Genomic DNA, 14,583 nt, shown 5'->3' on the forward strand with positions numbered 1-14,583 from the left:
AGCGTCAGCCGCCGACAGGATCGGTGGCGTATCGGTAGCGGTGGTGTTCGACGAATCCGAGCCGCTCGTAGAGCGCGATCGCCGCGGAGTTCTCCGCCGAAACCTGGAGGTACGCGTGCGTCGCACCGTTCTGACGACCCCAGGAGAGTAGATCTCCGCAGATCAGCGACCCGATTCCGTGACGACGGTGTTCAGGGGCGACGTGAATGCCGGTCAGTCCTACCCAGCGCTTGCCATCGGGCGCCTCGGTGAGCGCAGCGCGCCCGATGGCAAGCGTCGTGTCGGTGTTTCCGATCGCGCCGAAAGTTGCACTGCCCACGACAGCCGTGAGGACCGCCTCGACGTACGCCGGATCTCCGTGGGCGTCGTACGTCGACAGCCAGTTGTGGTCTGGGCGGTCGGCGAACGAGGTGACCGGAGGACCGAGCGGCAGCGTGACATTGCCCAGATCGGCGGCCATCACGATGGTTTCCTTCTCGCTGGTCCACCCGTCCGGAGCGGTGCCGAGTCGATCGGGGAGGAGCAGCAGGGTCGGCAGGCCGCGGTCACCGAACCACTGGCGTATCCGTTCGAGAGTGCTCGCGTCGAAGCCGGCAACCGTCCCCGCACCACCGAGCGGCAAAGCTGAATTGGCGCGGCCGGTGAAGCCGTGACCGGCGCGCAGCAACCAACCTTCGATCCACGCCTGCTCGACCCCCGGCCACGCCGCCGCAGCAGCCGTTTCGAGGTTTCGAATCTCGCCGATGCGAATCGGGCGGGCCGAGAGAGTCTTGAGTGCAATCACCTGATCGGCGGAGACCTGGACCAGCCGACCGTCGCCGCTGCGGACGGCGATGGGATCGGCGCCCTCGAGGATGCCGATGACGTCGGTCATGGGATGCGAATAGCCGGGTGGGAGCTTGTATCGCAAAACCACCCGGCTACCGATCGAAATGTTGCCGTTCAGAGCGGAATTCTCAGTCTTCGTAATCGTCGTCGTCGTGACCGAACGGATCGTCGACGGTGCCCGGCGTCCAGGTCAGACCGGGCTTGCCCCAACCGGAACGCTTGATGATCTTCTTGGCGGCGCGCGCGTTGCGGCCGATCAGCACGTCCGTGTAGAGGAAACCGTCGAGATGCCCGGTCTCGTGCTGGAGCATCCGTGCGAAGAATCCGGTGCCCTCGACCTCGATCGGGTTGCCGTCGGCGTCGGTGCCGGTGACCTTCGCCCAATCGGCGCGGCCCGTCGGGAACTGCTCGCCGGGAACGGAAAGGCAACCCTCGAAGTCTTCTTCCGGGTCGGGCATCGTCTGGGGGATTTCGGACGTCTCGAGTACCGGGTTCACGACGACGCCGCGACGACGCTCGCTGCTGCGGTCGTCACCGGGGCAGTCGTAGACGAAGACTCGGAGTGAAACGCCGACCTGATTGGCCGCCAGACCGACGCCGTTGGCGGCGTCCATCGTCTCGTACATGTCTGCGATCAGTTCGGCGATCTCGGCCGGGGACTGAGTGACCGGCTCTGTCGCCTTGTGCAGTACCGGGTCGCCGACGATTCGGATGGGGAGGATAGCCATGCGGACAAGGATAGTGCGGCGCGCCCGCGTAGTTATCACGGCCCGCACACTCGATCATGGTTCAATGGTTGCTGAAGAACAGCGATGTAATTCGTTGCTCGGTCGGAACGTGGGCCGCGGGGGAAATTGTGAGTTACCTTCGGGCCAGGGGACCGGGAAACTCACGGCCGCGAGAATATCGGTCGGAAAAGAACACCGGGCATACGAGTCTCGCTGACGCCGAGCACAGCAGTCGAGGAGTGACATGGACGGCGCAACCGCGCGTAGTCGGAACCAGTCCGAAGGCACTGGCGCCGACGATTCGGTAGTAGATACAGCAGGCATGCACGAGGTGGGCGAAGACGGCCTCACCCGCCGGGAGCACGACATCCTCTCCTTCGAGCGCCAGTGGTGGAAGTACGCCGGTGCGAAGGAAGAAGCCATCAAGGAGTTGTTCGACATGTCGGCAACCCGCTACTACCAGGTTCTCAATGCCTTGGTCGATCGCCCCGAATCCTTGGCGGCTGATCCCATGCTGGTCAAGCGCCTGCGTCGTCTGCGTGCCAGCCGTCAGAAGGCCAGGGCCGCCCGTCGCCTCGGCTTCGAGGTCACCTGAATCACGCGTACATATGATCGGGCTGTCCACACACTGGCGATAAGGTCGACATCGTGAGTACCCCGAAAGAGCAGCCGTCCGGACCTCCGCTTCGCGCAATCGCCATGGTGTTGATCGCGTTGGCGATCGTGTTCATCGGTCTCGGAGCAGCCTCACTGGGTGGATCGAGCGACGGTGGATCGGGCGACGAGAACACCGCAGCAGAGCAGACCGAATCCTCGGCATCTGCCACGACGAGCGCCACCGCACCGGCATCTGCCACTTCCAAGCCGGCAGCGACGACGCAACCCGCTTCGGGCGATACCACCACTACGTCGCGCCCCTCGGGAACTGCGACGACCACGACTTCCAGCTCCGCGAGCGGCGTCGACACGTCGAATATCAGCGTTCGAGTTCTCAACAACAGCACCGTCTCGGGTCTGGCAGCAGGCACTGCCGAGGAATTGACGGCTGCAGGTTGGAACGTCGAGGAGACGGGTAACTACAGCGAGGGCACCGTCAGTACGACGACGGTGTACTACGGATCGTCCGCGGCGGAGAAGGCAGCGGCGCAGAAGATCGCAGCTGAACTCGGAGTCACCGCAGAACCTCGATTCGCCGGCATCGCGAACGCGTCACCTGGCGTGATCGTGATCGTGACCTCCAACTGACCGGTCGTGAAGGTGGAACTGACCCGTCGGTTCCAGCTACTACACGCGCCGTTATGATCAGAAGCACTTTCTCGCCACCTCAAAGGAGCGGTTCGATGGCCCCCAGCAGCACCCGGCGTATGTCCTGGCGCGTCGTTGCCCCTGTAGTCGCGATTGCCGCTTTCGGCTTGACCGCTTGCAGTAACAGCGAAGAGCCCAGCAGCGTCCCCGGCACGACTCCTCCGGTGTGGACCGGTGCAGCCGATCCCAGCGCGCACGAAAGCGCGGGCGGCCACGGTTCCGAGACGGCTCACGCCGGCGCTTCTGCCGAGACTGTCACCGCAACGCTGAACGGCACCGACGGCGCCAAGGTCGGAACGGTCACGTTCGCGCAGGAAGGTAGCGACGTCAAGGTCACCCTCGACGCCAAGGGCCTGACCCCCGGCTTCCACGGATTCCACGTTCACCAGGTCGCCAAGTGCGAGACCAATTCCGTAGCTCCCAGCGGCGGAGAGCCGGGTAACTTCCTCTCGGCAGGCGGACACTTCCAGGCCGAGGGGCACTCGGGCCACCCGGCGAGCGGTGACCTCACCTCGGTTCAGGTCCTCGAAGACGGCACCGCCACGCTGGTCACCACGACCGACGCGTTCACCGTCGACGAACTGGTCGCAAACGGTGGAACATCCGTCATGATCCATGCCGGTGCGGACAACTTCGGCAACATCCCGACGCGTTACGCGCCGGCACCGGATCAGCAGACGCTCGACACCGGTGACGCCGGCGGACGCGTCGCTTGCGGTGTCATCACCAAGAGCTGACAAACTCACCTGAGTTTTGCATCACTTCCGGCGACTACCACGCAGTAGCCAGCACGGTGTTTTTACCGACACTGTGATTGGATTCTCTGCGTGGTAGTTCCATTTCCAGGTTCGCCGCGCCCGACGCTGGGCGTGGAGTGGGAGATCGCGCTGGTCGATCGCAAGACCAGAGATCTCTCCAACACAGCAGCCGAGGTGTTTTCGGCGGTCGAAGAGCTTGCCGGCTCGGAAACCCCGCACATCACCAAGGAACTACTGCGAAATACCGTCGAACTCGTCACGGGTATTCACTCGACGGTCGGCGAGGCGATGAGTGATCTCGACAGGTCACTGGATCTGCTTCGCCGCGCTGCGAATCCGCTCGGCGTCGACCTCATCAGCGCGGGCACGCACCCGTTCGCGCAATGGTCGACGCAGCTGGTCACCCGGACACCCGACTACGACGAACTCATCGAACGCACGCAGTGGTGGGGTCGGCAGATGCTGATCTGGGGCGTGCACGTTCATGTGGGTGTCTCGTCCGCGGATCGCGTTTTCCCGATCATCAACGCACTGCTGCAGCGCTATCCGCACCTGTTGGCGCTGTCGGCGTCCTCGCCGATGTGGGCCGGTGTGGACACCGGCTATGCGTCCAATCGCGCGTTGATGTTCCAGCAGCTGCCAACCGCCGGCCTTCCGTACCAGTTCGAGAACTGGGCCGAATACGAGTCGTTCATCGACGACCAGATGAAGACCGGTGTGATCACCAAGATCGGCGGCATGCACTGGGACATCCGTCCCGCGCCGAAGTGGGGAACCATCGAGGTCCGGGTGTTCGACGGCGTCTCGACACGCGCTGAACTGGGTGCTCTCGTTGCTCTGGTCCACTGCCTCATCGTCGATCTGGACCGCAGACTGAGTGCCGGTGAGACTCTGCCGAACATGCAGCCGTGGCACGTCAAGGAAAACAAGTGGCGCGCAGCGAGATACGGACTGGACGCCGAGATCATCCTCGACTCCGACGCAAACGAGTGCCTCGTCACTGACGATCTGGATCGCCTGCTCGACGACTTGGCGCCGATAGCGGTCTCACTCGGCTGCGCGGACGAGTTGGCGTCGGTGGCGGACATTCCCCGTCGCGGTGCCTCCTACCAGCGTCAACGCCGTGTCGCGGAAGCGACGGGCGGCGATCTGGTTGCGGTAGTCGACGCATTGGTCGCGGAGTTGGGTACTTAGAGCACTCCGTCTTGCCGATGGTTTCGTAGGGTCGAAATACGGGCATACAGACCGATTGTCCAGTCTGCGTCCATATTCGGTTCACACGGCGTTTACTATTGTCCGGTGTTGATAGACAGTTGGTCCCAACGAGGGGGCGTACCCGGACAGTCGGATCGTTCGTGGTCGAGTTCTCATCGACTCCTTCTGATCGGCACAGCAGCATTGACCGTGCTGGTCCTGGGTGTGCAGGCGTTCGCGTCGTACAAGGGCTATCTCGGCCCGGTGGAAAGCCTGTTCGGTGACTACTTCCTCGTTCCTCGCTCGGCGACCATGCCCTGGGTGGGTCTCGCTCTCGCGCTGGTTGGACTGAACAACAAAGAACGCATCTACGCGGTATCCGCGGCCGTTGTCATCGACGTGGTCGTCGGCGCGATCCGCTGGTTCTCGGGTGGACCGCTGACTATGGGCACCGGCGGCACCTGGGTGCTGACGGCCATCGCGGTGTACGCGGTGTGGAAGTTGTCCGGCGAGCGTCGACTCAGCGTTCTGCACGGCGTCGCTCTCGGCGCGTTGCTCATCATCGCCGCCAAGGTTGCCGAGACGTGGCTGGAGATCACCATTCTCGTCGGCACCGACGTGTGGGACGAGTACGTGTTCCTCGCCGACCAGGCTCTCGGGAATCCGTCGTGGGTGATGGGCCAGATCGTCGACGCCATGGGCCCCGTCGGTGCAGCAGCCCTCGACTGGATCTACGTCGAACTGCCCGTCGCAGTGATCGTGGTTGCCCTCTACCAAGCACGTAAGGGATGGCCGTCGCATCACCTGCTGCGCACGTTCCTGCTCATCGGGCTGATCGGCCCGATCTTCTACGTCCTGTTCCCGGTGGTCGGCCCGGTGTTCGCCTTCGGTCCGCGTGGGTTCGGATTCCAGATCGGTGACTACTGGCCGAACATCGTGCCCAACTTCGACTTCGCATCACCGTCGTCGCTGCCGTTCGACGACGCCGCACCGCGAAACTGCATGCCGAGCCTGCACACCGCGTGGGCGGTCGCACTGTTCATCCACTCGCGCAGCGGGCCGTGGTGGATTCGCAGCCTGGGATCGTTCTGGCTCGTTGCGACCCTGACCGCGACGCTCGGTTTCGGATTCCACTACGGCGTCGACCTCATTGCCGGTGCCGTCCTGTGCTTGACCCTCGATGCGGCGCTACGGGATCCGGAGCGAGGCTGGGGGTGGTTCCGAGTGCGTCTGTTGATCGGTGGCTCGGCACTACTCGCGGGGTTGTTGCTCTCGTACCGGTTCGCTGCGGTGCAGATGGCCGAGTACCCGGCGATCTTCGGGCCGCTGCTGATGGCTGTCCTGGTTCTCATGTCGGTCGCGTACTTCGCCACCTTCTTCGCCCGCCCCGGCACTGCTCTTGCGGTGTGGGGCGAGCGCGACGGCGAGTGGGATGCCGCTACAGGAGAGAGTCCGGGTCTTCCAGCTCGTTGATCTTCATGAGGTCGTCCTCTTCGCGCTGTTCGCGGTAGGCGACTCGGCCGACGCTGTGCGCGATCACGGGCGCGGTCAGCAGCGTGAAGATGCCCACCAGGACCAACATCCAGATGTCGACGCTCCCACGAAGCAGGAACACGGCGCCCATCAGCACCAGGATCAGTCCGACCACCTGAGGTTTCGTGGCCGCGTGCATACGACGCAGGGTGTCGGGGAAGCGAACGATTCCCACCGCGGCGGTCAGCGCGAGCAGCGCGCCGAGGAAGATGGAGATGGCCCCGATCGTGTCGAGGATGTTGCCGATCACTGGTCACTCACCCGGAAGCGCGCGACTGACACGGAACCGATGAAGCCGACCAGTGCCAGCGCCACGATCGCGGGAACGATCGTGGTGTCTTTGCTGTACGCGGCCCAGACGGCGAGTCCACACATCGAGACCGCGATGATCGTGTCCAGAGCGACGAGGCGGTCGAGTGAGCTCGGACCGTCGAGCAATCGGAACGTGGTCAGTACGGCGGCGATCAGCAGAATCACTCCGGAAATGATCAAGATCGTGGTGATGAACCCGTTCATGGTTGGTCCTCCTGCCGGGGTGCATCGAATTCGTAGTCGCGCTGGTGCCACGGGCTGGGTTGCCAGTCCGAATCACGTTCGAACGACGCGATGAACAACCGCTCGAGATCCTCCACCGAGCGGTAGAACGCGCTGACGGCTTTCTGCGAGCCGACGTCGAGCACGTGGACGTAGACGATGCGCCGGTTCTGGTCGATCTCGAGAACCATGGTGCCCGGGATCAGGTTCAGTACGTCGATGCACAGCGTGAGAACCAGGTCGGACTTGATCCCGAGTTGGTAACGCAGAACTCCGGTGACCGGCGGCGGCGACGGACGGATCGCCAGCCACGCTACCTGGATACTCGACTGGATCGCGTAGTACACGATCATCCACAGCAGACGCAGAATCGACAGCAGATGTACCCGACCCTCGACCGGTACACGGGGGAGGGGAAGCAGGACCATGATGATCAGGCCGACGGCGAGTCCGCCGAAGATGTTGCCGAAACTGATGTTGCCCCACAACAGGATCCATACGACCATCAGCCACAGCAGGATCCCGACGCGGAGTACCTGTTCGCGTTTCATCGCGGAGCCTCCTCGGTGTTCGGGGCGTCGGTGTTCGGGACGTCGCTGTTCGGGGCATCGGTACTGGGAGCTACAGCAGGGTCGTCTGCAGCGACGGGAGCTTCGTCGACCGGCACGGGTCGGTGGTTGCCGAGAACCGCGTCGATGTAGATGGACCGGTCTTGCAGATCCTTCGCCGCTCTGTCGCTGATGTCGATGATCCGGCCTGCGAACACCGTCAGTGCCAGGCCGACGATGACGAGTCCGACCGTCGGAATCAGCATGAAGACCGGAATCTTGCCGACGTCCTCGCGGTCGACGAACGCGATGTCCTCTTCGGACTCGTCGATCAGTGCTGACGGGCTGACGTCGGCGAGGTCACCTTCGGGCGCGTCGGCGCGGGCTCGCCAGAAGGCCTTGGTCCACACGCGGGCGACGGCGTAGAGCGTCAGCAAGCTGGTGATCGTGCCGCCGGCGACGAGGATCCAGGCCAGCGCGCTGGCGTCGGCCGCACCGGCCTGCAGGAGCGCGACCTTGCCGATGAAGCCCGAGAACGGCGGGATACCACCGAGATTCAGTGCCGGGATCAGGAAGACGATCGCGAGGATCGGGCTGGCCGCAGCCAGACCGCCGAGACGGCGCAGCGACGACGACCCGGCTTGTCGTTCGATCAGACCCACGACGAGGAAGAGCGTCGTCTGCACGATGATGTGGTGGGCGACGTAGTAGATCGCGCCGGACAGCCCGGACGTCGTGGACAGTGCGATACCGAAGATCATGTAACCGATATGGCTGACCAGTGTGAACGAGAGCAGACGTTTGATGTCGCTCTGCGCGATGGCACCCATGATGCCGACCACCATCGTGAGCAGACCGCACACCATCAGTACGTTGTCGAGTTCTCCTTGCGGGAACAGCAACGAGTGCGCGCGGATGATCGCGTACACACCGACCTTGGTGAGCAACCCGGCGAAGACGGCGGTGATCGGTGCGGGCGCGGTCGGATACGAGTCCGGTAGCCACGCCGACAGCGGGAAGACCGCAGCCTTGATGCCGAACGCCACGAGCAGGACAGCGAAGATGGCGGTTCGTGTGCCCGGCGGAATGTTGTCGAAGCGCAGGGCCATGTCGGCCATGTTGAGGGTGCCGGTCGCCGCATAGGCGAAGGCGATGCCCGCCAGGAAGATCAGCGAAGACACCATCGAGACCATCACGTACGAGACACCGGCCCGAACGCGGTCGGCGCTGGCACCGAGCGTCAGGAGCACGAAACTCGCGGCGAGCAGAACCTCGAATCCGACGTACAGGTTGAAGAGGTCACCGGCGAGGAACGCGTTCGAGATACCGGCGGTCAATGCGAGATAGGTCGGCAGGAAGATCGAGACCGGCTGGGCCTCGCTGCCGTCGCGAATACCCTGACCGATCGCGTAGATCATGACGGCGAGCAACACCACCGACGAGACCACGAGCATCATCGCCGAGAGACGGTCGACGACGAGTGTGATGCCGATGGGGGAGTCCCAGCCGCCGACCTGAACGGCCGTCGTACCGTCGCGGTCGGCGAGGTAGAGCAGCAAGCCAGACACCGCGACGACGCCGATGAGCGCGATCAGTGTGATGACACGCTGGAAACGCGGACGTCGGCCGACAACCAGCGTCGCAGCTGCGGCCAGCATCGGGATCAGGACGGGCAGGGGCGCAAGGGCTCCCATCAGGTTGTCCGAGATGGTCATGCGCCGCCACCTCCCTCGATCTTGGTCTGGCGAGCGTCTTTGCGCCGCTTCTCGGATTCCTTCTTACGAGCAAGGTCGGTGGCCCAGTCGGGTACCGGTTCGTCCTCGAAGTCGCCGTCGTGGAGGTCGTCGTAGCATTCGATGTCCTCGAGGTTGACCAGTTGTTCGAGGGGAATAGGGTTTCCGTCCTTGTCGAATGCGTCGCCGCCGATGCTCGGGGCACCGGTGACCGGGTCGTCGGAGCGGTCGTGGTCGGGAGCGTCGGCAGGCAGGCGACGCTTGAGGATCTTGGTGTCCTCGGGATCGTCCTCGACGGCGTCGGCGGTGTTGATCTTGTAAGACCGGTACGCCAGTGCCAGAACGAAGCCGGCGATACCCATCGTGATCACGATGGCCGTCAGGATCATGCCCTGGGCGAGCGGATCCGCTATCTCCTCGTGGACCGAATCTCGGCCGACGATGGGCGGATTCCCGTCCGATCCACCTACGGTCAGGATCAAGAGGTTGATGGCGTTACCGAATAGAAGTAGACCGAGGAGCATCCGGGTGATGCTTCGTTCGATCAGCAGGTAGACACCGGCCGACGTGAGGACGCCGATCAGGATCAGCATTCCGATGTTTGCGCTCATGGTGCTTTCACCTCGATTTCTGCGTCGAGGCGGGCGCCGAGACTTCGGAGTACGTCCAGGACCAGGCCGACCACGATGAGGTAGACGCCCAGGTCGAAGAACAGTGCGGTGACCAGTTTGACGTGGCCGATGAGTGGGAGCGTGAACTCGAAGACAGCCGACGAGAGTGCCGGGGCGCCGAGGAACAGAGACACCAGGGCGGTGCCCGCGGCCAGTGCCAAACCGAGGCCGAGAATCTTGCCCGCGTCGATGGGTACGGCTTCACCGAGTTCGTAGCGGCCACCGGCGAGGTAACGCAGCACGAGGGCGAGGCCCGCCGTCAGGCCTCCGGCGAAACCGCCGCCGGGGGCATTGTGACCGGAGAAGAAGAAGTAGATCGACAACACCATGATGGTCGGGAAGATCAACCTCGTGGTGACCTCGAGAACCAGCGAACGGTGTCGAGGATCGATGAGGTCTCCGCCGCGCAACCACGTCGTGTCCGAGTTGGCCGCTGCCTTGTCGACGATGACGGAGGGGGCGTCCGCGACTCGCGGCGCGATACCGAAGCGGCGGTTGCGGAACACGAGGCTGGCGACGCCGGTTGCCGCGACCAGCAGGACCGAGATCTCACCGAGCGTGTCCCATGCGCGGATGTCGACGAGTAGGACGTTGACGACGTTCTTGCCGTTGCCCAGGTCGTAGGCCGCGTCGGGAAGCAGTTCGTAGATCGGACGAGTGTTTCTCGCATTGGTCGCGAAGGCCGCGATGGTGGTGACGGTGATACCGACGGCGACGGCGAGTGCGGCACGCGGCCACTTGAAGCCGATTGCCTTGCTCTCGTCGACCTCTGCGGGGAACTTCCGGAGTACCAGCACGAAGATCACGAGGGTCAAGGTTTCGACGAGGAACTGGGTCAGCGCGAGGTCGGGTGCGCCGTGCAGCGCGAACAACACGCCACAGCCGTAGCCGGTGAGTCCGACGAGGATGACGCTGGCGAGTCGGTTGCGCATCAGCGTCGCGGCGATGGCGGCCGAAATCATCATCAGCGCGATAGTGAACTGGATGGGTGAATCCCACATCCGAAGGTCGACTCCGCCGCCATCGGTGTCGATGATCAGCAGGAACAGTGGCACCACGACCAGCGTCGCAAGAATCGTCGACTGCGTGCGGGGGAGCGAACCACGCTGAGTGGCACCGGTCAGGCGCATCGAGATGGTGTCCATGCCGCGCAGGGTCGCGTCGTAGATACGGTCGGCGTTGCCGAGCGGCGGGTGCTCGAAATGCAGGCGGCTGATCTGACGCTGCGCGATGTAGAGCGCGATGCCGCCGGCGATGACGATGCAGGTGAGCAGCAGCGGAGTGTTGAATCCATGCCACAGCGCGAGGTGGTAGTCGGCGTGAGGTCCGGGGGCCAGCGTGGTCGAGTACGGCGTCAGCAGCTTCTCGAGTTGGGGCGAGAGAATGCCGGCGGCCAGACCGAGAACCGCGAGTAGGCCGGGCGCGAACAGGAACAGCCAACCCGGCTTGTGCATCTTGCTCACGGCCGGACTCGGCTTGCTCAAGGTCTTGCGTCCGAAGGCTCCCCAGATGAACCGGACGCTGTAGCCGACGGTCAGGATCGAGCCCAACACGATCACCGTGACGACGGCGATCGACGACCAGTGGCCGAGCGCGTTCGTTTCGAGAACTGATTCGAGTGCGGCTTCCTTGCCGACGAATCCGAGTAGCGGTGGTAGACCGGCCATGCTGGCGGCAGCGAGGCTCGCGATGATCGCGAGAGCGGGTGCCGCTTTACCCAGGTGAGCAAGTTTGCGCAGGTCACGGGTGCCGGTGGTGTGATCGATGATGCCAACGACCATGAAGAGTGCGGCCTTGAACATCGCGTGCGCTACGACCATCGTCATGCCGGCCAGGGCGGCGTCACGCGTGCCGATGCCGACCAGGACCATCATGAAGCCGAGTTGGCTGACGGTTCCGAAGGCGAGGACGAGTTTGAGGTCGTACGCGCGCATGGCTCGCCAACCGGCGAGGATCATCGACAGCAGACCCAAACTGATGATGGTGATGCGCCACGGCGGCGAATCGGCGTACCCGGGAGCCAGGCGCGCGACGAGGTAGATACCGGCCTTGACCATTGCTGCCGCGTGAAGATAACCGCTGACGGGGGTGGGCGCGGCCATCGCACCTGGCAGCCAGAAGTGCAGGGGCACGATTGCCGATTTGGAGAGCGCACCGATCAGGATCAAGACGATCGCGACGGACGGGAGCCACCCCGTCGGCGGGTTCGCGACCAGTTCGGACAGGTTGTAGCTGCCGCCGACCTGGCCGAGGATGATCATGCCGACCAACATCGCCAGACCACCGGCGGTGGTGACCAGCAGTGCCTGGGTCGCGGCGCGGCGACTGGTGGCGCGTTCGGCGTAGTGACCCACGAGCAGGAACGACAAGACGGTCGTCAGTTCCCAGAACACGTAGAGAAGCAGCATGTTGTCGCTGGTCACGAGTCCGAACATGGCACCCGCGAAGGCGACCATCTCGGCGGCGAAGATGCCGAGTCGAGGTTCGTCGTCGTTGAAGTAGCGGGCGCAGTAGATCAGGATCAGCGTGCCGACGCCCAGGACGAGCACGGCCATGATGGCGGAAAGCGCGTCGAACCTGAAGTCGATGTCCATCGACAGGCCGGGAACCCAGGTGATGTGCAGCGTCTCGACGGTGCCCCATTTGTCGATGACCCAGCCGAGGCTGGCGAGGGGGACTATCGCGAGGGGGAAGAAGCCGTTTCGCCCTAACCTGCGCACCACAAGCGGAGCCAAGAGGGCGGCAACGGCATGGGCAAGCAAGATAGCGAGCAAAAGGCACTCCGTCGTGTTGTCAGCGGGCGGCGGGGTGTCCGAACAAAATCGAACCTATCGGATTAACGAGACAATTCACCTAGTCGGAGAGGTTGTCTTTGCGTACATATTACCGGGCGTGGCAGTTTCGATGTGCAGCGAGTCGATTCGGACATCATCGGCACTCGCTGATACACGTAGGTTGGACGACGTGAATTCGTCGACTCCCACCACGATCATCCGTACCGCCGCCCTTGCGCACATTCGTGACCGCAAGCTGATCCAGACCCGCTCCGTGGGCAAGACCGCGTTCTACATGGCCGGCGGAAAGATCGACCCGGGTGAGACGCCCGAGCAGGCACTGCACCGCGAAATTCGGGAGGAACTCGACGTCGATCTGGTCGACGGGACGGTGACGTTCCTCGACGTTTTCGAGGCTCACGCTTTCGGACATTCCGCGGACACGGGCCTGCACATGAGTTGTTATCTGGCGGAGATGGCCGGAGACCCGCACCCGACCAGCGAGATCGCCGAGTTCCGCTACTTCACGCTCGCCGAGTACGCAGCGATGGACGAGGTGGCGCCGGGATCACTCAAAGTGTTCCATCGCCTGGCGTCGATGGATCTGATCGACTGATCGGCGGAGGTACGGATCGATTGACTCGCCCCAAGCGCAGACTTGCATAGGCGCAGACGGCCACGATGATCAGTGCCAAGGCGTCGAGTATCAGGATGTCGGTCGAGATTTCGAACGGGCCGACCGTCGTGATGCCGTTGAAGGGCTTGTTCTCGTCGAGCGGCGTGTACGCGGTCCATCCGTAGTCGAACTGCGGATAGACGAGCAGGGCCAGCGCCGTCGGGCCGAAGATGACACCGAGTCCGACGAGGGCTCGTGACGCTCCGGTCCGCGGTGGCTCTCGGTACATCGCGCTGGCGATCGCGTACGTGACGACCGCAGAGGTGAAGGCGACAAGAAGATCGCTGATCGTGAGAACGTCACCGATCTTCGGCGACGGCGACGTGGCGTAGCTGACGATCCCGGCGACCGTCACCGTCAGGAGCAATCCGTAGCCGACGACCCGCGAGGGAGCGATCGCGCCGATTGCTGCCGCGGCGACGATGACGACTCCGATCACGACGGCGGTGGAGGCGGGGGTCTTCGACCACTCCATGGCCTCGGTTGCGGGACGGTTCGCCGACACCGCCGCCAGAGTTGCGACGGCTGCGGTACACATCAGCAGGATTCGACCTCCGTCGCCCAACACCCGCGCGCAGATCACCGTGATCACCAGCGCGACGAGTAGAAGGGGTACGGCCGCCGTGACGGTGGTGATCTCGAACCACCAATTTGCCGCGACGCCGAAGAGCGTGAGCACCGCCGCGATCGTCACGGGCCGAACGGCCATCCGTTCCTTGGGGTGGTCCTTGTCGAAGTCGTGGAACCAGAACGCGGCGACGCAGGCGGCTGCCAATGCAAGCGCGAGCAGTGTTGCCCCCAACACTGGTGGTTGAAACTGGTTGGTGTTGTCGGCGATGTAGTCCGCGTACCGCCGAGGAATTGCGTCTTCGTCCAGGAGTGAATCCGAGACATGCACAGCCACAATCGTTCCCGCGACCGAGGCAGTTCGAACCCGGGGAGCGGCAGCAACCGTCACCGCGCCGACAGCGACTCCCGCACCGACGGGCGAGAGTGCCTCGAAGTTGTGATCGTAGAGCCCGGGCAGTTCGAGGAGGAGCCCACCGAAGACCGTCATGGCCGCGGTCCGCAATCGGCAACGGGCCATCATCGCGGCTGTCCCGACCGCGACCACAGCCAAGACGCCGGCGCCGATGGTCGAGATGGACCAGAATCGGTCGCCCGTTGAAATCGACGTCGACTGGCTGTTCACGAACGGTGCCAAAGCGACGACGGTGACGACGAATGCCGTCACACCACTCAGTGCGACGAGCAGCGTCCTGCGGGCGATGGGCACTGCTCCAAAATAGTCAATCCGGTAC

Annotated in this window: 15 protein-coding genes; 6 read left to right on the forward strand and 9 right to left on the reverse strand. The window is 63.8% G+C overall.

The genetic code is table 11. From position 1 onward, the window contains the following. Positions 1 to 4: 4 nt before the first annotated feature. Together AC2ETI_RS16765 and AC2ETI_RS16770 are read right to left on the reverse strand one after the other, a co-directional pair. The gene (locus tag AC2ETI_RS16765) at positions 5 to 946 is read right to left on the reverse strand and encodes an N-acetylglutamate synthase, CG3035 family (RefSeq protein ID WP_443706226.1); all 942 of its coding nucleotides are present in this window, start codon (positions 944 to 946) and stop codon (positions 5 to 7) included. Between the two features lie 10 nt (positions 947 to 956). Beyond that, positions 957 to 1,556, reverse strand: coding sequence for a peptide deformylase (locus AC2ETI_RS16770; protein ID WP_019744501.1), 600 nt, complete (start codon positions 1,554 to 1,556; stop codon positions 957 to 959). A gap of 244 nt (positions 1,557 to 1,800) precedes the next feature. Between AC2ETI_RS16770 and napA the strand changes: the two genes are divergently transcribed. The 5 genes from napA (at position 1,801) to AC2ETI_RS16795 (ending at position 6,286) form a co-directional block, all read left to right on the forward strand. Beyond that, complete coding sequence (gene napA, locus AC2ETI_RS16775; protein WP_007730120.1) at positions 1,801 to 2,151, forward strand: nucleoid-associated protein NapA; 351 nt, start codon at positions 1,801 to 1,803, stop codon at positions 2,149 to 2,151. Positions 2,152 to 2,204: 53 nt separating this feature from the next. Continuing rightward, complete coding sequence (locus tag AC2ETI_RS16780; protein ID WP_021333972.1) at positions 2,205 to 2,801, forward strand: LytR C-terminal domain-containing protein; 597 nt, start codon at positions 2,205 to 2,207, stop codon at positions 2,799 to 2,801. A gap of 95 nt (positions 2,802 to 2,896) precedes the next feature. After that, positions 2,897 to 3,598: a superoxide dismutase[Cu-Zn] gene (gene sodC / locus AC2ETI_RS16785; protein WP_020906693.1), complete on the forward strand. Its 702-nt coding sequence runs from the start codon at positions 2,897 to 2,899 to the stop codon at positions 3,596 to 3,598. A gap of 90 nt (positions 3,599 to 3,688) precedes the next feature. After that, positions 3,689 to 4,813 carry a glutamate--cysteine ligase gene (locus tag AC2ETI_RS16790; RefSeq protein WP_003945034.1) on the forward strand — a complete coding sequence of 375 codons (1,125 nt, stop codon included), beginning with the start codon at positions 3,689 to 3,691 and terminating at the stop codon, positions 4,811 to 4,813. 105 nt (positions 4,814 to 4,918) lie between these two features. Next, the gene (locus AC2ETI_RS16795) at positions 4,919 to 6,286 is read left to right on the forward strand and encodes a phosphatase PAP2 family protein (protein WP_019744497.1); all 1,368 of its coding nucleotides are present in this window, start codon (positions 4,919 to 4,921) and stop codon (positions 6,284 to 6,286) included. On the opposite strand, the gene mnhG is transcribed toward AC2ETI_RS16795, so the two are convergent. The 6 genes from mnhG to AC2ETI_RS16825 are packed head-to-tail and all read right to left on the reverse strand — an operon-like array spanning position 6,252 to position 12,606. Beyond that, complete coding sequence (gene mnhG / locus AC2ETI_RS16800; RefSeq protein ID WP_003945045.1) at positions 6,252 to 6,596, reverse strand: monovalent cation/H(+) antiporter subunit G; 345 nt, start codon at positions 6,594 to 6,596, stop codon at positions 6,252 to 6,254. The two genes, AC2ETI_RS16795 and mnhG, sit on opposite strands and share 35 nt — an antisense overlap. Continuing rightward, a complete protein-coding gene (locus AC2ETI_RS16805; RefSeq protein WP_003945061.1) occupies positions 6,593 to 6,862 on the reverse strand; it encodes a monovalent cation/H+ antiporter complex subunit F in 270 nt (89 codons plus the stop codon). The genes mnhG and AC2ETI_RS16805 overlap by 4 nt, the downstream gene beginning before the upstream one ends. Continuing rightward, positions 6,859 to 7,431, reverse strand: a complete 573-nt coding sequence (locus AC2ETI_RS16810; protein ID WP_003945063.1) for a Na+/H+ antiporter subunit E — start codon at positions 7,429 to 7,431, stop codon at positions 6,859 to 6,861. Before AC2ETI_RS16810 ends, AC2ETI_RS16805 begins: the two co-directional genes overlap by 4 nt. Continuing rightward, positions 7,428 to 9,143, reverse strand: a complete 1,716-nt coding sequence (locus AC2ETI_RS16815) for a Na+/H+ antiporter subunit D (protein WP_019744496.1) — start codon at positions 9,141 to 9,143, stop codon at positions 7,428 to 7,430. Before AC2ETI_RS16815 ends, AC2ETI_RS16810 begins: the two co-directional genes overlap by 4 nt. Beyond that, complete coding sequence (locus tag AC2ETI_RS16820; protein WP_019744495.1) at positions 9,140 to 9,772, reverse strand: Na(+)/H(+) antiporter subunit C; 633 nt, start codon at positions 9,770 to 9,772, stop codon at positions 9,140 to 9,142. Before AC2ETI_RS16820 ends, AC2ETI_RS16815 begins: the two co-directional genes overlap by 4 nt. Next, on the reverse strand, positions 9,769 to 12,606 hold the full coding sequence (locus AC2ETI_RS16825) for a Na+/H+ antiporter subunit A (RefSeq protein ID WP_019744494.1): 2,838 nt from the start codon (positions 12,604 to 12,606) through the stop codon (positions 9,769 to 9,771). The genes AC2ETI_RS16820 and AC2ETI_RS16825 overlap by 4 nt, the downstream gene beginning before the upstream one ends. 190 nt (positions 12,607 to 12,796) lie before the next feature. Between AC2ETI_RS16825 and AC2ETI_RS16830 the strand changes: the two genes are divergently transcribed. Next, positions 12,797 to 13,222: an NUDIX hydrolase gene (locus AC2ETI_RS16830; RefSeq protein WP_007730102.1), complete on the forward strand. Its 426-nt coding sequence runs from the start codon at positions 12,797 to 12,799 to the stop codon at positions 13,220 to 13,222. Here AC2ETI_RS16830 and AC2ETI_RS16835 read toward each other — a convergent pair. Then, positions 13,179 to 14,558: a hypothetical protein gene (locus AC2ETI_RS16835; RefSeq protein WP_019744492.1), complete on the reverse strand. Its 1,380-nt coding sequence runs from the start codon at positions 14,556 to 14,558 to the stop codon at positions 13,179 to 13,181. The genes AC2ETI_RS16830 and AC2ETI_RS16835 overlap by 44 nt on opposite strands. Positions 14,559 to 14,583: the final 25 nt, after the last annotated feature.

The organism is Rhodococcus sp. MurmanLake-1 (assembly GCF_056945715.1).